The 23973-nt window shown below is 62.5% G+C and carries 27 protein-coding genes; 11 read left to right on the top strand and 16 right to left on the bottom strand.

The features are described 5' to 3' along the window. Nucleotides 1-9: 9 nt before the first annotated feature. The 5 genes from D3879_RS04225 to D3879_RS04205 form a co-directional block, all read right to left on the bottom strand. Entirely contained in the window at nt 10-261 is a 252-nt protein-coding gene (locus D3879_RS04225) for a YfhL family 4Fe-4S dicluster ferredoxin (protein WP_119952829.1), read from the bottom strand. A gap of 230 nt (nt 262-491) precedes the next feature. After that, the gene (gene coaD, locus D3879_RS04220; protein WP_119952828.1) at nt 492-971 is read right to left on the bottom strand and encodes a pantetheine-phosphate adenylyltransferase; all 480 of its coding nucleotides are present in this window, start codon (nt 969-971) and stop codon (nt 492-494) included. Between the two features lie 296 nt (nt 972-1267). Continuing rightward, nucleotides 1268-2863: a GMC family oxidoreductase gene (locus D3879_RS04215; protein ID WP_119952827.1), complete on the bottom strand. Its 1596-nt coding sequence runs from the start codon at nt 2861-2863 to the stop codon at nt 1268-1270. 151 nt (nt 2864-3014) lie between these two features. Continuing rightward, nucleotides 3015-3560, bottom strand: a complete 546-nt coding sequence (locus tag D3879_RS04210; protein WP_119952826.1) for a twin-arginine translocation pathway signal protein — start codon at nt 3558-3560, stop codon at nt 3015-3017. 30 nt (nt 3561-3590) lie between these two features. Continuing rightward, nucleotides 3591-5021 (bottom strand): coniferyl aldehyde dehydrogenase, encoded by a 1431-nt coding sequence (locus D3879_RS04205; protein WP_119952825.1) that lies wholly within the window; start codon nt 5019-5021, stop codon nt 3591-3593. A 263-nt stretch (nt 5022-5284) separates the two neighbouring features. Between D3879_RS04205 and D3879_RS04200 the strand changes: the two genes are divergently transcribed. Beyond that, a complete protein-coding gene (locus D3879_RS04200; protein WP_119952824.1) occupies nt 5285-5950 on the top strand; it encodes a TetR/AcrR family transcriptional regulator in 666 nt (221 codons plus the stop codon). A gap of 38 nt (nt 5951-5988) precedes the next feature. Here the strand turns inward: D3879_RS04200 and D3879_RS04195 are convergent, their stop codons facing one another. The 4 genes from D3879_RS04195 to D3879_RS04180 all read right to left on the bottom strand — a co-directional run bounded on the left by D3879_RS04195 (nt 5989) and on the right by D3879_RS04180 (nt 10506). Next, nucleotides 5989-6972: a hydrolase gene (locus D3879_RS04195; RefSeq protein WP_119952823.1), complete on the bottom strand. Its 984-nt coding sequence runs from the start codon at nt 6970-6972 to the stop codon at nt 5989-5991. Nucleotides 6973-7077: 105 nt separating this feature from the next. Then, nucleotides 7078-7677 (bottom strand): 16S rRNA (guanine(966)-N(2))-methyltransferase RsmD, encoded by a 600-nt coding sequence (gene rsmD, locus D3879_RS04190; protein ID WP_420800900.1) that lies wholly within the window; start codon nt 7675-7677, stop codon nt 7078-7080. Continuing rightward, nucleotides 7677-9158 (bottom strand): M16 family metallopeptidase, encoded by a 1482-nt coding sequence (locus tag D3879_RS04185; protein ID WP_119952821.1) that lies wholly within the window; start codon nt 9156-9158, stop codon nt 7677-7679. The genes rsmD and D3879_RS04185 overlap by 1 nt, the downstream gene beginning before the upstream one ends. Beyond that, on the bottom strand, nt 9151-10506 hold the full coding sequence (locus D3879_RS04180; protein ID WP_119954883.1) for a M16 family metallopeptidase: 1356 nt from the start codon (nt 10504-10506) through the stop codon (nt 9151-9153). Before D3879_RS04180 ends, D3879_RS04185 begins: the two co-directional genes overlap by 8 nt. Before the next feature lie 145 nt (nt 10507-10651). Between D3879_RS04180 and ftsY the strand changes: the two genes are divergently transcribed. From ftsY to D3879_RS04155, 5 genes are all read left to right on the top strand, one after another. Next, nucleotides 10652-12124, top strand: coding sequence for a signal recognition particle-docking protein FtsY (ftsY, locus tag D3879_RS04175; RefSeq protein WP_119952820.1), 1473 nt, complete (start codon nt 10652-10654; stop codon nt 12122-12124). Continuing rightward, nucleotides 12121-12789 carry a cell division ATP-binding protein FtsE gene (gene ftsE / locus D3879_RS04170; RefSeq protein WP_119952819.1) on the top strand — a complete coding sequence of 223 codons (669 nt, stop codon included), beginning with the start codon at nt 12121-12123 and terminating at the stop codon, nt 12787-12789. The genes ftsY and ftsE overlap by 4 nt, the downstream gene beginning before the upstream one ends. Continuing rightward, complete coding sequence (gene ftsX, locus D3879_RS04165) at nt 12789-13808, top strand: permease-like cell division protein FtsX (RefSeq protein ID WP_119952818.1); 1020 nt, start codon at nt 12789-12791, stop codon at nt 13806-13808. The genes ftsE and ftsX overlap by 1 nt, the downstream gene beginning before the upstream one ends. A gap of 111 nt (nt 13809-13919) precedes the next feature. Next, nucleotides 13920-14774, top strand: coding sequence for an RNA polymerase sigma factor RpoH (gene rpoH / locus D3879_RS04160; RefSeq protein WP_119952817.1), 855 nt, complete (start codon nt 13920-13922; stop codon nt 14772-14774). Nucleotides 14775-14874: 100 nt separating this feature from the next. Further along, nucleotides 14875-15486, top strand: a complete 612-nt coding sequence (locus D3879_RS04155; protein WP_119952816.1) for a hypothetical protein — start codon at nt 14875-14877, stop codon at nt 15484-15486. Between the two features lie 87 nt (nt 15487-15573). Here the strand turns inward: D3879_RS04155 and mtgA are convergent, their stop codons facing one another. Together mtgA and D3879_RS04145 are read right to left on the bottom strand one after the other, a co-directional pair. Beyond that, nucleotides 15574-16284: a monofunctional biosynthetic peptidoglycan transglycosylase gene (gene mtgA, locus D3879_RS04150; RefSeq protein ID WP_119952815.1), complete on the bottom strand. Its 711-nt coding sequence runs from the start codon at nt 16282-16284 to the stop codon at nt 15574-15576. Between the two features lie 143 nt (nt 16285-16427). Continuing rightward, nucleotides 16428-16772, bottom strand: a complete 345-nt coding sequence (locus D3879_RS04145) for a cupin domain-containing protein (protein WP_119952814.1) — start codon at nt 16770-16772, stop codon at nt 16428-16430. Between the two features lie 184 nt (nt 16773-16956). On the opposite strand from D3879_RS04145, the gene D3879_RS04140 reads away from it, so the two are divergent. From D3879_RS04140 to D3879_RS04120, 5 genes are all read left to right on the top strand, one after another. Further along, nucleotides 16957-17331, top strand: coding sequence for a DUF423 domain-containing protein (locus D3879_RS04140; RefSeq protein WP_119952813.1), 375 nt, complete (start codon nt 16957-16959; stop codon nt 17329-17331). A gap of 259 nt (nt 17332-17590) precedes the next feature. Then, entirely contained in the window at nt 17591-17791 is a 201-nt protein-coding gene (thiS, locus tag D3879_RS04135; protein ID WP_119952812.1) for a sulfur carrier protein ThiS, read from the top strand. A gap of 75 nt (nt 17792-17866) precedes the next feature. After that, nucleotides 17867-18661 (top strand): thiazole synthase, encoded by a 795-nt coding sequence (locus tag D3879_RS04130; RefSeq protein ID WP_119952811.1) that lies wholly within the window; start codon nt 17867-17869, stop codon nt 18659-18661. A gap of 173 nt (nt 18662-18834) precedes the next feature. Then, the gene (gene trmB / locus D3879_RS04125; protein ID WP_218567828.1) at nt 18835-19506 is read left to right on the top strand and encodes a tRNA (guanosine(46)-N7)-methyltransferase TrmB; all 672 of its coding nucleotides are present in this window, start codon (nt 18835-18837) and stop codon (nt 19504-19506) included. A gap of 255 nt (nt 19507-19761) precedes the next feature. Next, on the top strand, nt 19762-21105 hold the full coding sequence (locus D3879_RS04120; protein ID WP_119954882.1) for a DUF1329 domain-containing protein: 1344 nt from the start codon (nt 19762-19764) through the stop codon (nt 21103-21105). 102 nt (nt 21106-21207) lie between these two features. Here D3879_RS04120 and D3879_RS04115 read toward each other — a convergent pair whose 3' ends face one another. From D3879_RS04115 to D3879_RS04095, 5 genes are read right to left on the bottom strand one after another with little or no spacing between them, the layout of a single operon-like run. Further along, nucleotides 21208-21414: a hypothetical protein gene (locus D3879_RS04115; RefSeq protein ID WP_119952809.1), complete on the bottom strand. Its 207-nt coding sequence runs from the start codon at nt 21412-21414 to the stop codon at nt 21208-21210. Between the two features lie 11 nt (nt 21415-21425). Further along, a complete protein-coding gene (locus D3879_RS04110; protein ID WP_119952808.1) occupies nt 21426-21749 on the bottom strand; it encodes a DUF3392 domain-containing protein in 324 nt (107 codons plus the stop codon). An 18-nt stretch (nt 21750-21767) separates the two neighbouring features. Further along, nucleotides 21768-22958 (bottom strand): radical SAM family heme chaperone HemW, encoded by a 1191-nt coding sequence (gene hemW / locus D3879_RS04105; RefSeq protein WP_119952807.1) that lies wholly within the window; start codon nt 22956-22958, stop codon nt 21768-21770. Continuing rightward, nucleotides 22955-23551 carry an RdgB/HAM1 family non-canonical purine NTP pyrophosphatase gene (gene rdgB, locus D3879_RS04100; RefSeq protein WP_119952806.1) on the bottom strand — a complete coding sequence of 199 codons (597 nt, stop codon included), beginning with the start codon at nt 23549-23551 and terminating at the stop codon, nt 22955-22957. The genes hemW and rdgB overlap by 4 nt, the downstream gene beginning before the upstream one ends. After that, nucleotides 23548-23967 (bottom strand): DUF4426 domain-containing protein, encoded by a 420-nt coding sequence (locus tag D3879_RS04095; RefSeq protein ID WP_119952805.1) that lies wholly within the window; start codon nt 23965-23967, stop codon nt 23548-23550. Before D3879_RS04095 ends, rdgB begins: the two co-directional genes overlap by 4 nt. Between the last annotated feature and the right edge of the window lie 6 nt (nt 23968-23973).

Below are 23973 nucleotides of genomic sequence, written 5' to 3'. Positions count from 1 at the left end.
CCCACGGGTTCAGGCTTTTCCAGTGAGAATCAGGTATTTCTGCATCAGCTCGTCTTTGCTTTCGACATGAGCTTCGTCGAGCGGGATACAGTCGACCGGACAGACCTGCTGACATTGCGGCTCGTTGTAGTGGCCGACGCATTCGGTGCACAGGTTGGGGTCGATGACGTAGATCTCTTCGCCCTGCGAGATGGCGCCGTTCGGGCACTCCGGTTCGCAGACGTCGCAGTTGATGCAGTCGTCGGTAATGATCAGGGACATGGGACAACTCCTGCCGTGGCGGTTGCCGCGACATTGGGGAACTATGCGGTGAATTGTGCCGCATCGGCGCCCGCAGTGCACGCGAGCGCCCTACCGCCTGGCGGACTTAGTTTGTAGGGTGGGTTAGGCCGTAGGCCGTAACCCACCAGCCGGGCATCAGACCGGCGAGTGGCGGTGGCTGGCGGCATCGTTGGTGGATTACGCCGCTGTGCGGCTAATCCATACGCGGCTTAGCGCTTGAAGCGTTCGGTCAGGGCTTCGGCCACCACCGGGTGGACGAACTTGGTGATATCGCCACCTAAAGCTGCGATTTCACGCACCAGCGTGGAGGAAATAAACGAGTACTTCTCCGACGGCGTGAGGAACAGGCTTTCCACGTCCGGCACCAGTTGCCGGTTCATATTGGCCAGTTGGAACTCGTACTCGAAGTCGGAGACGGCGCGCAGGCCCCGCAGGAAGACATTGGCGTTCTGCTCCTTGGCGAAGTGCGCGAGTAGGGTGGAGAAGCCCACTACTTCGACGTTCGGCAGATGTTTGGTGACCTCGCGGGCCAGCTCTACGCGTTGTTCCAGAGGAAACAACGGGTTCTTCTTCGGACTGGCAGCCACAGCAATGACCACTTGATCGAACAGGCGCGAAGCGCGCTCGACGAGATCGCCATGGCCCTTGGTGATAGGGTCAAAGGTACCTGGGTACAACACTCGATTCATCGCGACGTCCTGGCGGAGTCCGTAGGGGATTCGGATGGTAGCGCAGCAGGGTCCCGCGGCCAAGCCAGGAGGTGCAGGCGCGCATCTTGGTTGGGGTATGCCTCGTAGGCCAGGTAGAGCGTAGCGACAAAACGGCAGGGAAAGCCGTTTTGCCGAGCTTCGGCTGCCTGCTGGGTTTCACCCTGGCGGGTTCCAGTCAGGCGTAGGGTGGATTCAGCGAAGCAATCCACCAATGTCAGCGCAGGCTACGCCTCGGGTGCCGATGGCGGGTTACGCCACTAGGCGGCTAACCCGCCCTACGCTTTGCCGAGGCGCTCGGCCAGCTGCGTAGCCAGTTGCGCGGTCAGGCCATAAACCGATAGCTGTGGGTTGGCGCCGATGCTGGTGGGGAACAGCGAGCCGTCGTGGATCGACAGGTTGCTAAGTTGGTGGTGGCGACCGAGGCTGTCGGCAACGGCCAGTTGCGGGTCTTCGCCCATGGCGCAGCCGCCCATCACGTGGGCGCTGCCGAGGCGGGTGCGATACAGCTCCAGGCTCAGATTGTCGATCAGTGCGTGGACTTCCTTGGGCGTTTTCACGTAGTCGGCGTCGGCGTGCATCGGCAATACCGCTTTAGCCCCCGCAGCGAACTGGATGTCGGCCATGGTGTGGAAGGCGCGGCGCACGCCGTCCCAGGTGTAGTCGGTCATCCGGTAGTCGAGTACCGGGCTGCCGTCGCCGCGCAGTTCCACCGTGCCTTCGGCGCTGTCCGGGTGGAAGCCGTCGCGCAACAGCGCCAGCATCATGTTGGTGTGCGGTAGCTGTTCCATGCGCAAAGCGTTGTCGACGCCGAAGCGGCCGAGCAGGGTGGCGGTCAGCGCCGGATGCAAGGGCGGTACTTCCAGTTTGTAGGACATGCGCCCGGTGCTGCCGTCGTCCCACTGGAAATGGTCGGAGTAGATCGACTGCGGCGCGCCGTAGAACGGGTTGATCACCTGTTCGAACTGCGCGGCGGAGAAATTCACCAAGTGCAGGAAGGTGCGCTTGCCGGCCCGCTGGTGCGGGTCCGGTGCCTTAGAGCGCAGCAGGATCGCCGGGGTGTTGATGCCGCCGCCGGCCAGCACGTAATGCTTGGCCTTGACCCTGATCTTGCGGCCGTTCGGCGCCACGCAGCGCTCGTCCATGCCCACGCATTCGATGCCGCTGACCTGATCGCCGTCGAGCAGCAGGCGCTCGGCACGTGCCAGATAGAGCAGCTCGCCGCCTTTCGCCAGCGTCGCCGGAATGGTGGTGACCAGCATCGATTGCTTGGCGTTGGTCGGGCAGCCCAGGCCGCAGTAACCGAGGTTCCAGCAGCCGCGGACGTTACGCGGGATAGCCTTCCAGGGGTAACCGAGCTTGTCGCAGCCGGCGCGGATCACATCGTTGTTGGCATTGGGTGGCAGCGCCCACGGCGCAACACCCAGCCGCTGCTCCATCTTCTCGAACCAGGGAGCCATCTCCGCCGAACTATGGCCTTTGACGCCGTGTTCCTTGGCCCAGTGCTCCAAGGTCGGGTCGGGGGTGCGGAAACTCGAGGTCCAGTTGACCAGCGTGGTACCGCCCACTGCGCGGCCCTGCAGGATGGTGATGGCGCCATCTTTACTCATCCGCCCGATGCCTTCCTGATACAGACTGGGATAGGCCTCGGCCTCCTGCATCTTGAAGTCGCTGCTGGTCTTCAGCGGCCCCTCTTCGATCAGCAGCACCTTGAACCCGGCGGCGCTGAGGATTTCCGCGGTGGTTCCGCCGCCAGCGCCCGTGCCGATGATGGCGACGTCGGCCTCCAGGGTCAGGTCATGCTCCAGGCGCGAACCGTTGTGGGTTTTCCAGCCGCGGGCGAGGCCTTCGGCGAACAAATCGGGTACAGGCATGCAGGCGCTCTCAGTTAATTCTTATGGTGTGTTTTGTAGGAGCGAGCTCTGCTCGCGACGGGGGCAAATCGCGAGGCGGTAGCCGTTCCTTACGGTTTGCCGCATTCCCCACATCCATGTGGGTCACAAGCTCGCTCCTACAGGTGTTGCCTCAGACCGTCGGCGGCCCTGGATAGCCGCAATGCGCCCACGACTCCGGGCGCCCGTACCAGGCCATCATCACCAGTTGCAGTAGCGAGCTGTGGCCCATCTTCAGCAGGCCGATGGAGCTGTTCTGCCAGCGGCCGAGGAAGTTGCGCACGTCTTCGCCAGACGCGTTAGCCCAACTGCCCCAGATCCCGGTCAGCGGTCCGCGGGTGATCGGCAGGGCGAGTACATCGAACAGCTGCACGGTGAGTTTGAGCATCTCTGGCGACAGCCGATTGAGGCTGTAGTCGAGGCTTTGCAACGTGCCGTCGATGGCCTGCGGCATCTGCTCCGGGGCGACGGCGCCTTCGAGCATCACCGGGATCAGAGCCTTCAGAAACGGCAAGTCGGAGGCCCGCAGGACGGTCAAGCCGCTGGCCGGAGCACTGGCCGAGCAACCGCTGAGTGTCGCGGTGACCCCGGCGGTGGCGAGAAAGGCTGTGCCGAACAGGCCAATCTTGAGCAGGCCGCGCCGGGACAGGCCCGGCGCGTCGAAGGTGGTGTCAGTCATTGTTGTTATGCACCTCGGGTCGGTGACGACTTAACGGATGAACAGCTTGTACACCAGCTTCTGCAACGCCTTGCCGTAGGGGGGGTAGATCAGCTTGGCGGCGTTGAAACGCTGTTTGATAAACACACCTTTGGCTTTGCTGAAGGTCAGGAAGCCTTCGTGGCCGTGGTAGTGGCCCATACCGGACGGGCCGACACCGCCAAATGGCATATCGTCCTGGGCCACATGCAGCAAGGTGTCGTTCAGGCACACACCGCCGGCGTGGGTTTCGTGCAGCACGCGTTGCTGTTCGCCCTTGTTGTAGCCGAAGTAGTAGAGCGCCAGCGGCCGTGGGCGGTCGTTGATGTAGGCGAAGGCCTCCTCGATGCGCTCGTAAGGCACGATCGGCAGCAGCGGGCCGAAGATCTCGTCCTGCATGATCTTCATCTCGTCGCTCACGTTCAGCAGCACGGTCTGCGGCATACGTCGGCCCTGGCCTTCGGCGAACAGGGGGATCAGCTTGGCGCCTTTGCTTTCGGCGTCGCTCAGGTAGCTCTGCAGGCGCTGTAGCTGCCGCTCGTTGATGATCGCGGTGTAGTCCGGGTTGTCTTTAAGGGTCGGGTAGAAGCTCTGCACCGCCTGGCGGTAAGCGGCGACAAAGCCTTCCACGCGATCTTTCGGTACCAGCACGTAGTCCGGCGCCACGCAGGTCTGCCCGGCGTTCATGGTTTTGCCGAAGGCGATGCGTTCGGCGGCGTCGCTCAGCGGTACTTCGGCCGAGACGATCGCCGGCGATTTGCCGCCCAGCTCCAGGGTGACTGGGGTCAGGTTTTCCGCGGCGGCACGCATCACGTGCTTGCCGATGCTGGTGGCGCCGGTGAACAGCAGGTGATCGAAGGGCAGTTTGGAGAAGGCCATGCCGACCTCCGCTTCACCCAGGACCACGGCGACCAGGTCTTCCGGAAAGATCCGCGCCAGCAGGTCTTTGAACAATTGTGAGGTGGCCGGCGTCGACTCGCTCATCTTGATCATTACCCGGTTGCCGGCCGCAAGCGCACCGACCAGCGGGCCGACGGCGAGAAACAGCGGGTAGTTCCACGGCACGATGACGCCGACCACGCCCAGCGGCTGGTACACCACCTTGGCACTGGCCGGCTGGAAGGCCAGGCCGACCGCGCGGCGCGAGGGTTTCATCCACTTCTTGATGCGCTTATGGGCGTAATGGATGCCCTGCACGCTGGGCATGATCTCCGCCAGCAAGGTCTCCTCGGCAGCACGGTTGCTGAAGTCCTGGGAAATCGCCTGGATCAACGCCGCCTGCTCGCTGAGCAGCAGCTCACGCAGGGCATTCAGCCACTGCATGCGCTGCTCCGCCGCGGGCATCGGGTTGGCGCGGAAAGCCGCGCGCTGGCGGCTGAACAGGTCATCCAGCTGGGTGATCTGTTGTTGGCTATGTTGTAGGTAAGCGATGTCGGCGACCATGCTGCGGTTCCTCGGCGATCCAGCGTGGGAAACCCGGGAACCGGTGAGATGACGGTTTTGGGCTTCGTGGGAAGTGTGCGTTGGATTTTTAGAGCAATTACTCTAATGTGTCAAATAGCATGCCGCTCTAAGTACCGCGATGCAGCCCAACGAAAAGCTAGCGGGCGCCCGTTGCCGTGGTCTTGGGTAACACCGCAGGGGCTTGCCCGTGTACCTTTGGCGCAGCAATGCGACATACCCGAATCCAACCCCAGAGCTGCTTTATGGCCGCGCCGATCAAAACCCGCGAACGCATCATCCAAGCCAGCCTGGAGCTGTTCAACGCCCAGGGTGAGCGCAACGTGACGACCAACCATATTGCCGCGCACCTGGGGATGTCCCCAGGCAACCTGTATTACTACTTCCGCAACAAGCAGGCGATCATCGCCGAGCTGTTCAACCAGTATGAGTGTCAGGTGGATACCTTTCTGCGGCGCCCGCAAGGCCGCGCCATGACGGTGGCGGATAAGACCTTCTATCTGGAAGCGCTGCTGGCGGCCATGTGGTACTACCGCTTTCTGCATCGCGATCTCGAGCACCTGCTGGAGTCCGATGCTGAACTGGCGGCGCAGTATCGGCTGTTCTCCCAGCGTTGCCTGAGCCATGCGCAGGCGATTTATCAGGGCTTCGTCGAGGCGGGGATTCTGTTGATGGATCGTCAGCAGATCGAGGCATTGACCCTCAATAGCTGGATCATCATGACCTCCTGGGTGCGCTTTCTCTGCACATCACGCGGTGACCCGGGCGATCTCAGCGAAGAAATGCTGCGGCGTGGTATCTATCAGGTCTTGGCGCTGGAAGGTGGCTATATCGCCCCGTCGGCGCAGGCCGCCGTGCAGGCGCTGTATCAGAAGCTGTATGTGCCGCTGGAGTTGGTGATTCCGAGCTAGGCATGCCGGGCGGATAACCCGAGCGCGATTTATTCGCCCTACGCCTGTTCCGCCAGCCAGCGTGGAATCCGCCGCTCCAGGTAATAGCCGGGGCGCACTAAAGAACCTTCGATAAAACCAACGTGGCCGCCGCGCGGGTGCAGCTCGAGTGTGGTACAGGCGGCGAGCTCGGCAGTTTCCGGCAGGCTGTGGCGGAACACGAAGGGGTCGTCGGTCGACTGGATGATCAGCGTCGGCGTTTGAATCGTGCCGAGGTAGTAGCGACTCGACGCGCGCCGGTAGTAATCATTGGCATCGGCAAAGCCGTGCAGCGGCGCGGTGACGCGGCCGTCGAAATCCCAGAACGTGCGCATGCCGTCCAGTGGCCCGAGCTGCTCCAGGGTGGCCAGGCGCTCGGCTTGGCCTTCATGCTTGAAGCGCTTTTGCTTATCGCGCACATAGGCGAGCATTTCGCGCATGAAGTGCGTTTGGTAGACCTTGGAAAAGCCGATGCCGATGCGATCCGCGCATTGGTCCAGGCGAAACGGCACCGACACCGCGACTGCCGCCTGCAACCCGCACGCCGCGCCGGTTTCACCCAGGTGCTTGAGCAGCACATTACCGCCTAGCGAATAGCCGACCGCATACAGGGGGGCCATTGGTCGAGCGCTGCGCAGGTGTTCGATGACCGCGGCGAGGTCTTCGCTCACCCCTGAGTGATAGCCGCGCGGCAGCAGGTTCGGTTCGCCGGAACAGCCGCGCCAATTCAGCGCCACGCTGGCCCAACCCTGGGCGGCCAGCTTTTGCTGCAAGCCGAGCACGTACAGTGAGCTGGATGAGCCGGTCAGGCCGTGCAGCACCAGCACCAGCGGCGCCTTGGCATCATGTGGGCCGTGCCAGTCCAGATCGAGAAAGTCGCCATCGGCCAGCCACAAGCGTTCGCGCTGCCGCTCGAGCACGGGCGGGCGCCGGCACAGCGCATTCCACAGGGTCTGCAGGTGAGCGCCAGGGAGCCACCAGGCGGGCTTGAAGGTCGTGTTCATAGCCTTGTTGATAAACCAGTCGTAGGGTGGGTTAGCTTAGGCGTAACCCACCATTGGGCGGCACGGTAGTCTTGGCGGGTTACGCCGCTGTGCGGCTAACCCGCCCTACGTCGTGCGTTGCCATAACGCGTAGTAAACCTGTCCCGCCTTTTGTTCCCGGTGCAGCCGCCAGTTGCCCGGCAGGCCGAGGCTCGAGGGTGAGGTTTCGCTTTCGGTATAGATCCAGGCGTCGCTGGCTAGCCAGCCTTTTTCTTCCAGCAGGGTACAGGCGGGCAGCAGCAGGTTCTGGCTGAACGGCGGGTCGAGAAAGACCAGGTCGAACGCGGTGCTCGGCTGATTTTCCAGATAACGCAGGGCATCGCTCTGCAGCAACTGGCCGTTGCCACATTTGAGGGTGTCCAGCGCCTGACGCAGGCTGGCGATGGCCGCCGCATTCAGGTCCAGCGCCAAGGCCATGCTGGCGCCGCGCGACAAGGCTTCCAGGTACAGAGCGCCGCTGCCGGCAAACAGGTCGAGCACGCGGGCGCCGGCGACATAGGGGGCAAGCCAGTTGAACAGGGTTTCACGCACCCGGTTCGGGGTGGGCCGCAAGCCATGCGCCATCGGGAAGCTGAACTGGCGGCTACGCCACTCGCCACCGATGATCCGCAGCTGGCCTTGGCCGCCGTGGGCTGGAACGTTGGCGGGTTTCACGGGACGGCTCATCAGTGCTCCGGTACGCCGAGCGGCTGCTCGACGGGATGGTCGGTGGGTGGCGGCAGTTCTTTCTGTGGCACGCTCGGGCCGGCGCTGACGACTACCAGGGCGTTCGGCTGCAGATGCTTGGCCATCGCGGTTTTGACCTGCGCGACGTCGAGCGCCTGGATCTGCTGCATAAAGTCTTCCATATAGGTTAGCGAGAGGTCGTAGAAACCAATGGCACCCAACTGACCGACGATATCGGCATTGCTTGCGGTAGACAGTGGGAAGCTGCCTGCCAGCTCGCGCTTGGCGTCATCCAGCTCCTTCTGCGTCGGGCCGCTGGCCAGGTAGTCGCGGAGGATGTCTTGCACCAGTTTGAGGGTGCCTTCACTGAGTTCGGCACGGGTCTGCAGGCTGATCATGAACGGCCCACGCGCCTGCATGGCGCTAAAACCAGAGGATATGCCGTAGGTCAGCCCGCGTTTCTCCCGCACCTCCTCCATCAATCGCGTACCAAAACCGCCGCCACCGAGGATCTGATTACCCAGGTACAGCGCGGCGTAGTCCGGGTCGCGGCGGTCGATGCCCAGTTGGGCCAGCAACAAGGTAGTTTGTTTCGAGGGAAACTCGATATGGCTGGGGCCGGCTTTCGGCTCCTGCGGCTGGGCCGTTTTGGCCAGTGCCGGACCTTTCGGCAGTGCGGCGGAAACCTGCGCCGCCAACGCTTCGGCTTCGGCGCGCGAGAGGTCGCCCACTAGCGCGATTACCGCATTCCCGGCGGCGTAGGCCTTGTGGTGGAAGGCGCGCAGCTGCGCGACGGTGATCCCTGGAATCGACTGCGCGGTGCCCTCGCTGGAGTGGGCATAGGGGTGCTCGCCGTAGAGCCGCTTGTACAGCTCCAGGCTGGCCAGCTTGCTGGGGTTCTGCTTCTGGTATTCGAAACCGGCCAGTACTTGGTTCTTGATCCGCGCCAGGGAGTCGGCGGGGAAGCTCGGCTGGCCGATGACCTGGGCGAACAGATGCAGTGCCGCTTCGCGTTTGTCGGTGGCGGCCAGGCTGCGCAGGCTGGCGACGGCCATGTCGCGATAGGCGCCGTTGCCGAAGTCGGCGCCTAGGTTTTCAAAGCCTTCGGCGATGGCACTGACGTCCTGGTCGGCCACACCTTCGTTGAGCATGGCGTTGGTCAGCATGGCCAGACCGGGTGTGCCGGCGTCCTGGCTGCTGCCGGCGGCGAAGGTCAGGCGCAGATCGAACATCGGCAACTGATGCGCCTCGACGAACAGCACCTTGGCGCCCTCGGCGGTCTGCCAGGTCTGGATCTCCAGGGCCCGGTGGCTGGGTGCCTGGCCGTTGAGGGCGGCCAGGGATTGCAATTGATTGCTAGGCGCCGCTGCTGGGGTGGTCGGGGCTTGGGAAGGGCGGTTGATAAGGAAAGCCAACACTGCAAGCAGAGCCAACAGGGTCAGGCCAAGCAGGCCGTAACGCAGACCGTTGCGCTCACTCATGAGCAGCCTCCTTCGGCAGTATCTCGGCGACGCTCAGGCGCTCGCGGGTGAAGTAGGTGCGGGCCGCTTGCTGGATATCGGCGGCGGTCACCGCCTCCAGGGTAGCCAGATCTTCATCCATCAGCTTCCAGGACAGGCCGACGGTTTCCAGTTCACCGATGGTGGTGGCCTGGCTGGTAATGGAGTCACGCTCGAAGACCAGGCCGGCAATCACCTGGGCGCGCACGCGCTGCAGCTCCTCGGCGGACGGCGGGTTCTTCTTGAGGTCGTCGAGTTGCCGCCAAAGGCCTGCTTCGGCCTGTTTCAGGGTTTTCCCGGTTTGCCCATTCGGTGTGGCGGATAGTACGAACAGGCTGTCGCCGCGGGTAAAGGCGTCGTAGTAGGCCGAGGCGCCGGAAACCAACTCTTCGCCGCGTTCCAGACGGGCCGGTAAGCGCGCGCTGTAGCCTCCGTCGAGCAGCGCGGAGATCAGTCGCAGGGCATGCACTTGGCGGGCATTCTTGGCGGTCGCTAGGCTCGGTACGTTAAAGCCCATCAGCAGGCTCGGCAGTTGGGTCTTCAGGTGCAGGCGAATGCGCCGCTCGCCCGGTTCGGCCAGCTCCTGGGGCGTCTTCGCGCTCGGTACGGCGCGGCGGGGGATGGCGCCGAAATAACGCTCGGCGAGGGTTTTCACCTCGCTGGCACTGACGTCGCCGACCACCACCAGGGTGGCGTTATTCGGCGCGTACCAGGTTTCGTACCAGTGGCGCAGTTCCGCCACCGTCATGCGCTTGAGGTCGGCCATCCAGCCGATGGTCGGCGTGTGATAACCGCTGGCGGGGTAAGCCAGGGCCTGAAAGCGTTCATAGGCCAGCGCGCTGGGCTTGTCGTCGGTGCGCAGGCGCCGCTCTTCCTTGATCACCTCGATCTCGCGGCTGAACTCCTCTGGCGGCAGGCGCAGGCTGGCCAGGCGGTCGGCTTCCAGCTCGAAGGCCACGCTCAGGCGGTCGCGCGCCAGCACCTGGTAATAGGCGGTGTAGTCGTCGCTGGTAAAAGCGTTCTCCTCGGCGCCCAGCTCACGCAGAATGCGCGAGGCTTCACCGGGGCCGAGCTTGCGGCTGCCCTTGAACATCATGTGTTCGAGGGCGTGGGAAAGGCCGGTCTGACCCGGCGTTTCGTAGCTGGAGCCGACCTTGTACCAGATCTGCGAAACCACCACCGGGGCGCGGTGATCCTCGCGAACGATGACCTTGAGGCCATTCTCCAGGCTGAATTCGTGAGTCGGCTGAGGTTCTGCGGCCTGTGCCGTCAGCGGTAAGCAGAAGGCTACGAGCAGCAAACCGGCGGCGCGGCGGGCAAGCATTTTCATTAAGAGGTCGACCTGTCGGGCGGCCCGCTTGGTCTTAGCTTCGGCGGGCGCGGAGGTGCTAGGATACCCATCCGTTTTACTGGCGGCCACGGCTGTTGGGTTTTTGCCCTGTCGGCGCGTCGCTCCTTTGAGATAGCCGTCCTCCATGTTTGGTTCCAACGACGACAAGAAGACTCCAGCCGCTGCTGGAGAGAAAGCTCCGGCTGAATCCGGAGAGAAAAAGAGCCTGTTCGGCTGGCTGCGTAAAAAGCCGCAGGAGACTGCTGCCGAGGCGGCGACCAAGCCTCAGCCCGTCACGGCTGAGCCGGTTGCAATAGAGCCTGCAAGCCCGGCTGGGCCGGCGTTGACGGCTGACTCGCCGCCAGCGGCTGAACCGAGCCTGGCGCCAGAGCCGCTGGCCAGCCCGCCAGCGCTTAGCCCTGCCGAGCCACCCGCGGCGGCTGCCGTTGTGCCTGACAGTCGCGTGCAAACGCCTGCCCAGGCCGCAGTCGAAACTGCGGAAGAGGCCGCCAAGCCAGGCTTTTTCGCCCGCTTCAAAGCGCCTGAGAGCAAGGCGCCGACGTCGCCGGCAACCGAGCCGGTAACGCTTGCAACGGTCGAAACTGCTCCATTGGTTGCGCCGGCGGTGCCGCCAACGCCCGCACCGGTCGGTGTGACCAGTGCGACGGTCAGTTCTGAGGAAACGAAAGCAGGCTTTTTCGCGCGGTTGAAGCAGGGGCTGTCGAAGACCAGCGCCAACCTCGGCGAGGGCATGGCCAGCCTGTTCCTCGGCAAGAAAGCCATCGATGACGACCTGCTCGACGAGATCGAAACCCATCTGTTGACCGCCGACGTGGGCGTCGAAGCCACCAACGCGATCATCCAGAGCCTGACGCAAAAGGTCGCGCGCAAGCAGCTGACCGACAGTGGCGCACTCTATAAAGCACTGCAGGAAGAGTTGGCGGCCATGCTCAAGCCAGTCGAACAGCCGCTGCAGATCAATCCGCAGAAGAAGCCTTTCGTGATTCTGGTGGTCGGCGTGAACGGTGCCGGGAAGACTACCACTATCGGCAAACTGGCGAAAAAGCTGCAGCTGGAAGGCAAGAAAGTCATGCTCGCCGCCGGCGATACCTTCCGCGCCGCCGCCGTCGAGCAATTGCAGGTCTGGGGCGAGCGTAACCAGATCGCGGTGATTGCCCAGCACACCGGCGCGGACTCCGCCTCGGTGATCTTCGATGCGGTGCAGGCCGCCACGGCGCGCGGTATGGATGTGCTGATTGCCGATACCGCCGGTCGCCTGCACACCAAAGACAATTTGATGGAGGAGCTGAAAAAAGTTCGCCGAGTGATCGGCAAGCTCGATGAGGCGGCACCGCACGAAGTGCTGCTGGTGCTGGACGCCGGTACTGGGCAGAACGCCATCAACCAGGCCAAGCAGTTCAACCAGACCGTGAGCTTGACCGGTCTAGCGCTGACCAAGCTGGATGGTACGGCCAAGGGTGGGGTGATCTTCGCCCTGGCCAAGCAGTTTGGCCTGCCGATTCGCTATATCGGTGTAGGTGAAAGCATCGATGATCTCCGTACCTTTGAAGCCGAGGCCTTTGTGCAGGCCTTGTTCGCCGAGCGGGAGCACGCATGATTCGCTTTGAACAGGTCGGTAAACGCTATCCCAATGGCCACGTCGGCCTGCACGAGCTGAGTTTCCGCGTACGGCGTGGCGAGTTTCTGTTCGTCACCGGGCACTCCGGGGCCGGCAAAAGTACCTTGCTGCGGCTGATTCTGGCGATGGAACGGCCGACCACCGGCAAGCTGTTGCTGGCCGGGCAGGATCTGGCGCAGATCACCACCGCGCAGATTCCCTTCCTGCGTCGGCAGATCGGCGTGGTGTTTCAGAACCATCAACTGCTGTTCGACCGTACCGTGTTCAACAACGTCGCCTTGCCGTTGCAGATTCTCGGCCTGTCCAAACCGGAGATCGCCAAGCGTGTCGATGCGGCGCTGGAGCGCGTGGCGCTGTCGGACAAGCGCGATTTGTTTCCCGGTGATCTGTCCACCGGCCAGCAACAGCGGGTCGGTATCGCCCGTGCGGTAGTCCATCGCCCCGCCCTGCTGCTGGCGGACGAACCCACCGGTAACCTCGACCCACGGCTGGCGGCGGAGATCATGGGTGTATTCGAAGACATCAATCGCTTGGGTACCAGTGTGCTGATCGCCAGCCACGACCTGGCGTTGATCGCCCGCATGCGCCATCGCATGTTGACCTTGCAGCGCGGCCGTTTGATTGGTGATGGGGAGGCCGGCTAATGAGTGCGACTCGCAACCCACAAGAGCCGTCGTCCGCGGCTGAGCGCGTAGGCGCTGCGCCGAAAAAAGACGATAAGAAGCACGACGATGGTCCGGACTTCCGTACCTTGCTGCACGCCTGGCTGGAAAGCCATCGCTCCAGCCTGGTCGATAGCCTGCGCCGGCTAGGCAAGCAGCCGATCGGTGGTTTCTTCACCTGCTTGGTGATGGCCATCGCCCTGAGTCTGCCGATGGGGCTTTCCCTGCTGCTGAATAACGTCGAGCGCCTCGGTGGCTCCTGGCAGCGCGCGGCGCAGATTTCCCTGTTTATGCAGATCGATGCCAGCGATGCCGAGGGCGAACAACTGCGGGCGCAGATCGCCGGGATGGCGGATGTCGCTGAATCCGAGTGGATCAGCCGCGAGCAGGCGCTGGCGGAGTTTCAGCAGCAGTCGGGCCTCGGCGAAGCGCTCAAGGAGTTGCCGCAGAACCCGCTGCCCGGGGTGATTCTGGTCACGCCGAAGGAGGTCGATAAAACCGCGCTGGAAGCGTTGCGTCTGCGTCTGGCGGAGTTGCCGAAAGTGCAACAGGCGCAACTCGATCTGCTCTGGGTGGAGCGCCTGAGCGCGATCCTCAAGCTCGGTGAGCGCTTCGTTTTCGGGCTGACCTTGTTGCTGGTGATGGCGCTGCTGTTGGTTATCGGCAACACCATTCGTCTGCATATCGAAAACCGTCGCACGGAGATCGAAGTGATCAAGCTGGTCGGTGGTACCGACAGCTATGTACGCCGACCCTTCCTCTATATGGGCGCGCTATATGGCCTGGGTGCCGGGTTTCTCGCCTGGGCGGTGCTGGCCTTCGGCTTGGACTGGCTGAATGGCGCAGTGGTGCGGCTGGCAGGGCTCTACGGCAGTGATTTTGCCCTCGCCGGGGTGCCGTTAGCCGATGGTCTGTCTCTGCTGCTGGGCGCACTATTGTTGGGGTATATTGGCGCCTGGCTAGCGGTCGCCCGGCACTTGACCGAGCTCGCGCCAAAGTAGTAAGAGTATGTTTCTATTTGTGTTTTCGTGCTTTTTGAACTTTTGAGTCAACTGTATAGTCTTATCCGCAGTGCTTGAAAGGCACGAGTTTTCGTGAGTCGGAGGATTCGCATGACCAATTCTTTGCAACCTGTCTATGCCTTGGTCCCGGGTGCCAACCTGGAGGCCTACGTGCATGCGGTTAACAGCATTCCGCTGTTGAGCGCCGAGCAGGAGCGCGAACTGGGCGAGAGTCTCTATTACCATCAAGACCTTGAGGCAGCCCGGCAAATGGTGCTTGCGCACCTGCGTTTTGTCGTACATATCGCGAGAAGTTATTCCGGCTACGGTCTGGCCCAGGCCGACCTGATCCAGGAAGGCAACGTCGGCCTGATGAAAGCGGTCAAGCGCTTCAACCCAGAGATGGGTGTGCGTCTGGTGTCCTTCGCCGTGCATTGGATCAAGGCCGAGATCCACGAATTCATCCTGCGTAACTGGCGCATCGTCAAAGTCGCCACCACCAAGGCGCAGCGCAAATTGTTCTTCAACCTGCGCAGCCAGAAGAAGCGTCTGGCCTGGCTGAATAACGACGAAGTGCATGCGGTGGCCGAGAGCCTGGGTGTGGAACCGCGTGAAGTGCGCGAGATGGAAAGCCGTCTGACCGGCCATGATATGGCCTTCGATCCGGCGGCCGAAGCCGATGACGACAGCGCGTTTCAGTCGCCCGCGAACTACCTGGAAGACCATCGCTACGATCCGGCCCGGCAGTTGGAAGATTCGGACTGGAGCGACAGCTCCACCGCCAATCTGCATGAGGCGCTGGAAGGTCTGGACGAGCGCAGCCGCGACATCCTGCACCAGCGTTGGCTGGCCGAGGAGAAGGCGACCCTGCATGAGCTGGCGGCCAAGTACAACGTCTCCGCTGAGCGTATCCGCCAGCTGGAGAAGAACGCCATGAATAAGCTGAAAGGTTCGATTGCAGCCTAAGCCTCCTAAGGCTGTGTCACTCTAAGCCTGTAAGTCGTCCTCGAAAAGCCGCACTCTGGTGCGGCTTTTTTCTGTCTGAATTTTTGCTTGGAGTAAACCTATGTCCATGCCGCCGCTGCGTCTGCAGCATTGGCTGTTGTTTGCCCTGGTGGCGCTGCTGTTCTTTGCCTGGGGTGGCTGGTTGATGCGCGCGCCGGACAAGGTCGCGCCATTGCCCGGCTTGGCCGAGTGGCAGAGCCAGGTGCTGACGCCTTTGGCCGAGAATCAACTGACGTTGAGTCGCTTGAGTGCGGTGGCCGAGGGCGAGCTGTGGCTGCAACCGCGGTTGGATGGGCCGCGTCTGCTCTATCGCGCGGAGCTGGCGGCTTCCGGTGAAGTTTGGCAGTTGGAAGCCGAGCTGGCGTTGAGTGACAGCGAGCGCGTCAGCCTGATGGCGGCGACGGGGTTGGAGCCGAAGGATGCCGAGCAGCCGCTCAGTCAGCAGTTGCTGGCGCAATTAGGCTCGCATGCGCTGGCGACATTGACCTTGACGCCGCTACAGCCAGTTAGCGGCGAGCGAGTCGCCGCGAGCCTGGGCCAGCCGCGATTGCGTCTGGAGCTGGCCGAGGGTGAGGCCTGGGTCTATCCGCTGCAAGGCCTGACCGCGCATTTGCAGGACGATCAGTTGCAGCTGTTGCGCGTCGTGCCGCGCCGGGCGCTGGAGCAGCACTGAGCGCCACGCTGCAGCGAGCTAGCGTGCTTGTGCGGGGTTGGCGGCTGGGATTGTCGGCTAACGGCTGGGGCAGCCTTCAACCCCTCACTAGCCAGAGCGCTGCGCTTGCATCTGGTTGAGGTAGTGGCTACCGCCCAGCTGTCGCATCTGTCGGCGAATCCAGCTGGCGCGGCGGCTGACGTAGCCGCTCGGGCGGCCGGCACTCCACTCCCGTGGATTGGGTAGCACGGCGGCAAGCAGGCTGGCCTGTTGATTCGACAGATAGGGGGCAGCGATCCCGAAGTGCTTGCGCGCGGCGGTTTCGGCGCCGAACACTCCATCGCCCCATTCGACACTGTTCAGGTACACCTCGAGAATCCGCTGCTTCGGCCAGAATAGCTCGATCAGCCCGGTAAACCAGACTTCCAGTCCTTTACGCAGCCAGCTGCGGCCGGACCAGAGGAACAGGTTTTTCGCTATCTGCTGGCTGAGGGTGCTGGCCCCGCGCAGCGAGCCGCCGCGGTCGTTATGGGCCATGGCGGCCTGGATGGCATTGATGTCGAAGCCCCAGTGCTCGGCGAATTTCTGATCTTCGCCGGCAATCACGGCGATCTTCAGGTCATCCGGCAGTTCGTTCCAGGGGCGCCAGTCGCGCTTGAGGTCGATTGGCTTACCATCGATCCAGGACTCGATCTTGCGCTCGACCATCAGCGCCGAGCCGGGCGGCGGAACCCAGCGAAAGAACAGCACCAGCAGCGCCGAGCCGACCACGAACCAGAGCAGCGGTTTGAACAGGCGGGGAAACAGAGATCGAAGCATGCGCGGCTGGGTCTGGCAGTTGAGGCGGCCATTATAGCCAGGGGGGTGCCAGTCGCGGATATCTGTCGGGGGTGAGTTATGTAGCGCTGCCACCTTTTTCAACGGTCTGTTAACGCAAGGCGGTGGCAACGCAGGGCAGAGGGTCAGGCGAACACAAAGTACTTTCTGACAGTTTCCACGACTTGCCAGGTGCCGCGCATGCCGGCTTCGACGATGAAAATATCGCCAGCCTTGAGGTGGATCGGGTCTTTGCCTTCGGGGGTGATGATGCAGTAGCCCTCCTGGAAGTGGCAGTACTCCCAGCGGTCATAGTTCACTTCCCAGGTACCTGGGGTGCAAATCCAGGTGCCCATGATCTTTTTGCCGTCTTCCGAGGTGTAGGCATTCAGGTTCACGGTGTGCGGGTCGCCGGCAATTTTCTTCCACTTGCAGGCATCCAGAACGGGGAGTGGCTGGGTGTCTCTGAGTACGGTGATCGGATTAGGCATGGGGCATTCCACTGGCGGTTAATGAACGCGGTTTGGGCGTTCAATATAGGGCGTCGCGTGGTGGCGGGATTGTCTGCAGCCGACCTGGTATGGCCTGGTTCCCGCCACTATTTTTGGCTGCGCAGGTTTCTGCGGGCATGATGGTCGGCACCGATTGTGGATTGGTCATTCTGGAGTTCTGCGCATGCTGCGTTTATTTATCCTGCTGGCCGCATTTTTCGGCTTTAGCGGCGTAACCCTCGGCGCTTTCGCTGCCCACGGCCTGAAAAGTCGCTTGTCCACCGAGTACCTGGCAGTGTTTCAGACCGGTGTGCATTACCAATTGATTCATGCCCTGGCTCTGCTGGCAGTGGCTGCGTTGACGCTGCACCTGCCGGGGCGCCTGCTGACGGCGGCAGGCAGTCTGTTCACGCTGGGTATCCTGTTGTTTTCCGGCAGCCTCTATCTGTTGACGCTGACCGGCGTCGGCAAGCTCGGCATCATCACGCCCTTTGGCGGTCTGGCTTTTCTCGCCGGCTGGGCCTGCTTAGGCATCGCAGCCTGGAAGGCTCAGGGCTAAGCGGCTGCAAAAGCGCCTGAGCGGCCCATATTCCACCGTTTTCTTGCCCCATAGAGCGACTATGGGGCGGCAAAATCGGAGGAATCTGGTCTCGCTCAATCACTTTTTCGCTGCGCTCTTCCCCGAGCCCTCCAGGCTGTGGCCTGGCGTTTAACCTGACTTTGGCGTCAACTGTGAGACGAATGGCGCGCCTTTGCCTTGGTCATCGCCAGCGATAGAGCTAGAATGCCGGCCCCCCTCAAATTGTGATTGCCCCGTCATGCGCATTCAGTTGAACGGTGAATCTTTCGAGCTGCCCGATGGCCAGACGGTCGCCGACTTGCTGGTTCGCCTTGAGCTGACTGGCCGCCGCGTTGCGGTCGAGCTCAATCTGGATATCGTGCCGCGCAGCCAGCACGCCGCCACGGCCTTGCGCGAGGGCGACCAGCTGGAAGTGGTGCACGCCATCGGTGGCGGCTAGCTTTCAGCCGCGACAGTGCAGCCCTGACAGCAACAGAACTGGCGGCAACAGCGCCAAAGCCCAAGAGGATTTCCGATGAGCCAAGTTCGCAGCGATAAGCCCTTTACCCTGGCCGGTCGTACTTACCAGTCACGTCTGTTGGTCGGTACCGGCAAGTATCAGGATCTCGACGAAACCCGTCGTGCCATCGAGGCGTCGGGCGCGGAGATAGTCACGGTTGCGGTGCGTCGCACCAATATCGGCCAGAACCCGGATGAACCGAATCTGCTCGATGTGATTTCGCCTTCGCGTTACACCATTCTGCCGAACACTGCTGGCTGCTACGACGCCATCGAGGCGGTCCGCACCTGCCGCCTGGCGCGCGAGCTGCTGGACGGGCACAAGCTGGTCAAGCTGGAAGTGCTGGCCGATCAGAAAACCCTGTTCCCCAACGTAATCGAGACCCTCAAGGCCGCCGAAGTGTTGGTCAAGGACGGTTTCGACGTGATGGTTTACACCAGCGACGACCCGATCATCGCGCGGCAACTGGCCGAGATGGGCTGCATCGCGGTGATGCCGCTGGCCGGCTTGATCGGTACCGGGCTGGGTATCTGCAACCCGTACAACCTGCGCATCATCCTCGAAGAAGCGAAGGTTCCAGTGCTGGTGGATGCCGGTGTCGGCACTGCATCCGACGCGACCATCGCCATGGAACTGGGCTGTGAGGCGGTGCTGATGAACAGCGCCATCGCCCATGCGCAGAACCCGGTGCTGATGGCCGAAGCGATGAAGCACGCGATTGTTGCCGGGCGCCTGGCCTATCTGGCCGGCCGTATGCCGAAGAAGCTGTATGCCAGCGCCTCGTCGCCACTGGATGGCCTGATCCGCTAAGAAGCTGCGGAAAGCCTATTTCTATCGCTCCCGCGCAAACGCGGGCGCAGGTGTTCCAGCGTATCTGGATACCCGCCTACGCGGGTATGACGATTACTGCAGCGTTATTGAGTTAAGAGTTCGCCATGATCGAATCGCAAGAGCCGTCCGCCCCGGCCGACGAAGAGCGCCATCTGCGCACCATCAAGAGCTTTGTCATGCGTGCCGGGCGGATGACGGACGGCCAGCAACGCGGCCTCGACCAGGGCCTGCCGCGCTTTGGCCTGGAGTTGACGGCCGGGGCGCCGGATTTCGATGCGGTCTTCGGTCGTAGTGCACCGCGGACTTTCGAGATCGGCTTTGGCATGGGCCATTCGCTGCTGGAGATGGCCGCCGCTGCGCCGGAGCAGGATTTTATCGGCGTCGAGGTGCATCGGCCGGGCGTCGGTGCGTTGCTCAATGGTTTGCTGACGCAGAACCTGACCAACGTCCGCGTCTATCAGTGCGACGCTCTGGAAGTGCTGCGTAACTGCATCGCCGATGCCAGTCTGGATCGCTTGCTGCTGTTCTTTCCTGACCCTTGGCATAAGTCGCGCCACCATAAGCGCCGCATCGTGCAGCCGGAGTTCGCCCAGCTGGTGCGGCAGAAGCTGAAAATCGGCGGTGTGCTGCATATGGCCACCGACTGGCAGCCCTATGCCGAGTACATGCAGGAGGTTCTGCAGGCGGCGCCGGGTTTTCGCAACCAGGCGCAAGACGGCGGTTGCGTGCCGCGTCCGCCAGAGCGCCCGACCACCAAGTTCGAGCGGCGTGGTGAACGCCTCGGGCACGGTGTCTGGGATCTGAAGTTCCAGCGCATCGACTGAGTCGACTTCGCGCGGTTATTTCTCCATTGATGTGCACCTCGAATGGCTTTGGCGGCAGCGCCAGGGCTGCTCGTGGCTTGACCGGTAACAACGCAACATAGGCCGCTCAGCGGCGCAGGGATGTCAAAAAAGACCGGCAGTAGCCGGCGCCAGGACGGCTCCTCACCGCACCAAACAGTAACGACAAAGCTCGGCCTGGACTGGCTGGATAAATATAAAAGCGGCGTGGTTTTGATGCGCTGCGAGGAGAAAGCTGTGTTGAGAAGTATTGGAGTTCTGCTGCTGACGGTTATTGCGCTACAAGCGCAAGCCAAAGTCGATGCTGTCCAGGCCAGTCGCCTCAATGGCGATCTCACCCCGCTGGGTGGTGAGCGTGGTGGCAATGCGGTGGGCACTATCCCGGATTGGGAGGGTGGTTTGGCACAACCCATCGCCGGCTACCAAGCGGGCATGCACCATCCCGATCCCTATGCCAGCGATGCCGTGCAATATGTGGTCAACAGTAAAAACCTCGGCCAATACCAGGCGCTGTTGCCGGTCGGCCTGAAGACGCTGCTGGAGACCAACCCCGACTACTTCCTGCGTGTATTCCCCACCCGCCGTAGTGCCGCGGCGCCGCAAAGCATCTATGACGCCACGCGTTTCAATGCGCTTAACGCCGAGCTGATCTCGGGCGGTAACGGCGTGCAGGGCGCTGCCGCCGGGGCTCCCTTCCCGCTGCCAGAAACCGGCCAGGAAGCCATCTGGAACCACATCATGCGCTACCGCGGCGAGCAGATTCACTTCGTCACCAATCAGGCGGCGGTGCTCTCCAGCGGTGGCTACAACCTGCTCAAGCTCGAGCGCGACATCTACTTCCGCTACGGTCGCGAGGGCGTCAGCCCGAAGGACCTGGATAACACCCTGTTCTACTACAAGTACAAAGTCGTCGCCCCCGCCAAGCTGTCGGGTTCGGCCCTGGTGGTGCAGGAAACCCTCGACCAGGTGTTGTCGATCCGTAAGGCCTGGCGTTTTAACCGTGGTGAGCGGCGCGTGCGGCGCCTACCCATGCTGGCGTTCGATACCCTGCAGCCGGATACCAATGGCATGGCCACCGCTGACATGGTCGATTCCTACAATGGTGCGCCGGATCGCTACGAGTGGCAGCTGCTCGGCAAGCAGGAGCTGTTGGTGCCCTACAACAGCTACGCGGTGCACCAGAAAGGCCTCCCTTACGCGAGGATCCTGCAAGCCAAGAGCGTCAATCCCGACCTGTTGCGGTACGAGCTGCACCGCGTCTGGGTGGTCGAGGCGGCTCTACGCAAGGGCTTCAGCCACCCTTACGCCAAGCGTCGCTTCTATCTGGACGAGGACAGCTGGCAGATCCTCGCTGTCGACCTCTACGACAAGAACGGCGAGCTGATTGGTCTGCAAGAAAGCCACCCGATCAGCTATTACGACGTGCCGATGTTTGGCAGCACCCTGGAGACCATCTACGACTTCCAGGGCCGCCGTTATTTCGCCGATGGCCTGGATAACAACGAGCCGATGTACGACTTCCACGCGCCGCTCAGCCCGGGCGATTTCACCCCGCAGGCACTGCGGCGCGAAGGTAACTGAGGCAGCGCCGGCTGGATAAAAAAACCGCCCTTTTCGAGGCGGTTTTTTATGGCTGATGGTTTTGGCTAGTGTGCTGTCGCTCCTACACAGGTTGCTAGGGCCTTAGTCGACCAGCTCGGCGCCAATGATGGTCGGTTCCGGCAGGGCTGTGGGTGCGGGGCTGATTTGCAGGTACTTGATGCTTTCCCACGGGATGGGCAGCAGATCGCCATCCACCTGGATGCTGAGGAACGGCGACTCCAGGTGCTTGCGTAGGCTGCGGGCGATGGTGACGGGGTTGTCACTTTGTTGCGGGAAACGCAGGATCAGGAGCCGTCAGCCTAGTTGCGATCCGCGATCACGCCGATCAGGAAGAAGACTAGTAGCAGTACCGGCGCCAGGGTGTAGTTATTGAAATGACCGAGCCCTTTGGCCAGCCAGGGCGTGAGGAACACCATCGCCAGGCCGTAGCCGACCGCGCAGATCAGCACGAACAGCAGGGTGCGGAAGATGAAATTCAGCCCACCGATGCGTTGCTGTACCCAGGCGTTGATCCCTGGGCCGAACAGCACCAGCAAGGTGGCCATGATGGCCAGGGAGATGTCGTACATGTGCCCGCGGCTCCAGCGCGACAAGGTGGCAATCAGGTCGAGTACCAAATCCATCCGGTGTCCTTAGCCCGCTCAGGGCAGAAAGTGTTGCAGGAGGTCGTTAAGAAACAGCTGCCCTTCACGGGTTGCGACTAAGCGCGTGGGGTCGGCGAGGAGTAGGCCGCGGGCTTCGGCTTCGCGGCGCGCGCTGGCCAGTTCGGCTATCGGTAGGCCGGTGCGTTGAGTGAATAGATCGGCCGCCACGCCGTCCGTGAGGCGTAGCACATTCATCAAAAACTCGAAGGGCAGCTCCTCGCGACTGAGTATCCGCTCGCCCGCCTGGAAGGCTTTGCTCGGGTCCAGGTAATCCTTCGGCAGGCGGGTTTTCCAGGCGCGGACGATCTGCCCGTTCGGGCTGCTCAGTTTGGCGTGCGCGCCGGCGCCGATGCCGAGGAAGTCACCGAAGCTCCAGTAATTCAGGTTGTGCCGCGCCCGTAGGCCATCGCGCGCGTAAGCGGAGACTTCGTACTGCGCATAACCGTGCTCGGCCAGCAGCGCCTGGCCGGCTTCCTGGATATCCCAGAGGATGTCGTCTTCCGGCAGCGTCGGCGGCTGGTTCCAGAATACTGTGTTCGGTTCCAGGGTCAGTTGGTACCAGGACAGGTGGGTCGGCGCCAAGTCGATGGCCTGGCGCAGGTCGGCGAGGGCGTCGTCGAGGGATTGATCGGGCAGGCCGTGCATCAGGTCCAGATTGAAGTTGTCGAAGCCGGCATTGCGCGCCATGTCTGCCGCGCGGATCGCTTCATCGCCGTTGTGGATGCGGCCCAGCGCTTTGAGTTTTGCTTCCTGGAAACTCTGTACACCAATCGACAGACGGTTGATGCCGAGCTGGTGGTAGGCGCGGAATTTGGCTTGCTCGAAGGTGCCTGGATTGGCCTCCAGGGTGATCTCGATATCGCGGGCGAACTTGATCCGCTGTTCGACCCCATCGAGCAAGCGCCCCAAGGCTTCGGCGCTGAACAGGCTGGGCGTGCCGCCACCGAAGAAGATCGAGGTCAGCTCACGGCCGTGGACGTGCTTCAGATCCTGCTCGAGATCGGCCAGCAGCGCATCGACATAGGCCGTTTCCGGCAGCTCAGGGCTGGCGGCATGGGAGTTGAAGTCGCAGTACGGGCATTTGCGCACGCACCAGGGGATGTGGATGTAGAGCGCCAGCGGCGGCAATTGCGGCAGCCCAACGCCCCCTGCCGGGTGCAGAGGGAGAATCAGCCCACGCTCGGTCATGCCAGTTCCAGGCGCTGACGCAGCAGCGCCATGGCGCGGGCGCGGTGGCTCAGCTGGTTCTTCTCGGCGGGGGACAGTTCGGCGCTCGAGCAGTCGCGCTCGGGCACCCAGAACAGTGGGTCGTAACCGAAGCCCTGTTCGCCACGTGCCTCTTCCAGGATGCGGCCGTGCCAGAGGCCTTCGCAGATGATCGGCAACGGATCATCGGCATGCCGGACCAGCGCCAGGGCGCAGACGAACTGCGCGCCACGCTCGGCTTGCGGCACGCCCTGCAGGGTGGCCAGCAGTTTGGCGTTGTTCGCCGCATCGCCTTGACCATCGGCATAACGGGCCGAGTAGATGCCAGGGGCGCCGCCGAGGGCGTCCACCGCCAGGCCCGAGTCATCGGCAAGTGCCGGCAGACCGGAGACTTTGGCGGCGTTGCGGGCCTTGAGAATGGCGTTCTCGATGAACGACAGGCCGGTCTCTTCCGGCTCCAGGCTGCTGAACTCGCCCACCGAGCGCACGCGGATGGCGTCTCCGAGCATGGCTTGGAGCTCTTTAAGTTTGCCGGTGTTGTGGCTGGCCAGGACCAGTTGTGTGAAAGGCATCATTCGTCGGGGAAAAACTCTTGGCTGAAATCGAGGCTGTTGACCGCGCCGTCGTCGGCTTGCACCTTGACGCTGAAGCGCAGCACTTCCTGCTGATCGAAGGGGAACTGCGCCAGGTAGTAGATGGCGCCGCTTTCATTGACCTGCTTGAAGGTCAGGGGGCGAACCATGCCGAGCAGGTTCTTGACCTCGCCGCTGACCTTAGCGCTGCTGGCCTTGCCGGCTTTCAGCACGGCGATATTGAGCACTCCCAGGGTCTTGCTGCGGGTCAGGCCCGCCGCCGCCGCGATGTCGGGCTGCAGGATGCCAGAGTTGAAGGCGCTGTAATGCACATCCAGGTCTCCGAAGCTTTGCTTTTGTTCGGCGGCGACGGGCAAGGCCAGGCACAAGGCGAGAATGAATAGAGCGAAGCGACGCATGATTGC

It is taken from the genome of Pseudomonas cavernicola, from assembly GCF_003596405.1.
In the GTDB taxonomy this organism is placed as follows: Bacteria; Pseudomonadota; Gammaproteobacteria; order Pseudomonadales; family Pseudomonadaceae; genus Aquipseudomonas; species Aquipseudomonas cavernicola.
This window is presented reverse-complemented; position numbering and strand designations above follow the sequence as displayed.

What these genes read in the sequence shown, in the direction of transcription:
- D3879_RS04155 (WP_119952816.1), top strand. Translation starts at nt 14,875, where the DNA reads ATGTCCATGCCGCCGCTGCGTCTGCAGCATTGGCTGTTGTTTGCCCTG.
- D3879_RS04225 (WP_119952829.1), bottom strand. Translation starts at nt 261, where the DNA reads ATGTCCCTGATCATTACCGACGACTGCATCAACTGCGACGTCTGCGAA.
- thiS (WP_119952812.1), top strand. Translation starts at nt 17,591, where the DNA reads ATGCGCATTCAGTTGAACGGTGAATCTTTCGAGCTGCCCGATGGCCAG.
- ftsE (WP_119952819.1), top strand. Translation starts at nt 12,121, where the DNA reads ATGATTCGCTTTGAACAGGTCGGTAAACGCTATCCCAATGGCCACGTC.
- ftsX (WP_119952818.1), top strand. Translation starts at nt 12,789, where the DNA reads ATGAGTGCGACTCGCAACCCACAAGAGCCGTCGTCCGCGGCTGAGCGC.
- rpoH (WP_119952817.1), top strand. Translation starts at nt 13,920, where the DNA reads ATGACCAATTCTTTGCAACCTGTCTATGCCTTGGTCCCGGGTGCCAAC.
- D3879_RS04095 (WP_119952805.1), bottom strand. Translation starts at nt 23,967, where the DNA reads ATGCGTCGCTTCGCTCTATTCATTCTCGCCTTGTGCCTGGCCTTGCCC.
- D3879_RS04130 (WP_119952811.1), top strand. Translation starts at nt 17,867, where the DNA reads ATGAGCCAAGTTCGCAGCGATAAGCCCTTTACCCTGGCCGGTCGTACT.
- D3879_RS04195 (WP_119952823.1), bottom strand. Translation starts at nt 6,972, where the DNA reads ATGAACACGACCTTCAAGCCCGCCTGGTGGCTCCCTGGCGCTCACCTG.
- hemW (WP_119952807.1), bottom strand. Translation starts at nt 22,958, where the DNA reads ATGACCGAGCGTGGGCTGATTCTCCCTCTGCACCCGGCAGGGGGCGTT.
- D3879_RS04145 (WP_119952814.1), bottom strand. Translation starts at nt 16,772, where the DNA reads ATGCCTAATCCGATCACCGTACTCAGAGACACCCAGCCACTCCCCGTT.
- rsmD (WP_420800900.1), bottom strand. Translation starts at nt 7,677, where the DNA reads ATGAGCCGTCCCGTGAAACCCGCCAACGTTCCAGCCCACGGCGGCCAA.
- D3879_RS04110 (WP_119952808.1), bottom strand. Translation starts at nt 21,749, where the DNA reads ATGGATTTGGTACTCGACCTGATTGCCACCTTGTCGCGCTGGAGCCGC.
- D3879_RS04200 (WP_119952824.1), top strand. Translation starts at nt 5,285, where the DNA reads ATGGCCGCGCCGATCAAAACCCGCGAACGCATCATCCAAGCCAGCCTG.
- D3879_RS04140 (WP_119952813.1), top strand. Translation starts at nt 16,957, where the DNA reads ATGCTGCGTTTATTTATCCTGCTGGCCGCATTTTTCGGCTTTAGCGGC.
- D3879_RS04215 (WP_119952827.1), bottom strand. Translation starts at nt 2,863, where the DNA reads ATGCCTGTACCCGATTTGTTCGCCGAAGGCCTCGCCCGCGGCTGGAAA.
- D3879_RS04180 (WP_119954883.1), bottom strand. Translation starts at nt 10,506, where the DNA reads ATGAAAATGCTTGCCCGCCGCGCCGCCGGTTTGCTGCTCGTAGCCTTC.
- coaD (WP_119952828.1), bottom strand. Translation starts at nt 971, where the DNA reads ATGAATCGAGTGTTGTACCCAGGTACCTTTGACCCTATCACCAAGGGC.
- mtgA (WP_119952815.1), bottom strand. Translation starts at nt 16,284, where the DNA reads ATGCTTCGATCTCTGTTTCCCCGCCTGTTCAAACCGCTGCTCTGGTTC.
- D3879_RS04210 (WP_119952826.1), bottom strand. Translation starts at nt 3,560, where the DNA reads ATGACTGACACCACCTTCGACGCGCCGGGCCTGTCCCGGCGCGGCCTG.
- rdgB (WP_119952806.1), bottom strand. Translation starts at nt 23,551, where the DNA reads ATGATGCCTTTCACACAACTGGTCCTGGCCAGCCACAACACCGGCAAA.
- ftsY (WP_119952820.1), top strand. Translation starts at nt 10,652, where the DNA reads ATGTTTGGTTCCAACGACGACAAGAAGACTCCAGCCGCTGCTGGAGAG.
- D3879_RS04185 (WP_119952821.1), bottom strand. Translation starts at nt 9,158, where the DNA reads ATGAGTGAGCGCAACGGTCTGCGTTACGGCCTGCTTGGCCTGACCCTG.
- D3879_RS04205 (WP_119952825.1), bottom strand. Translation starts at nt 5,021, where the DNA reads ATGGTCGCCGACATCGCTTACCTACAACATAGCCAACAACAGATCACC.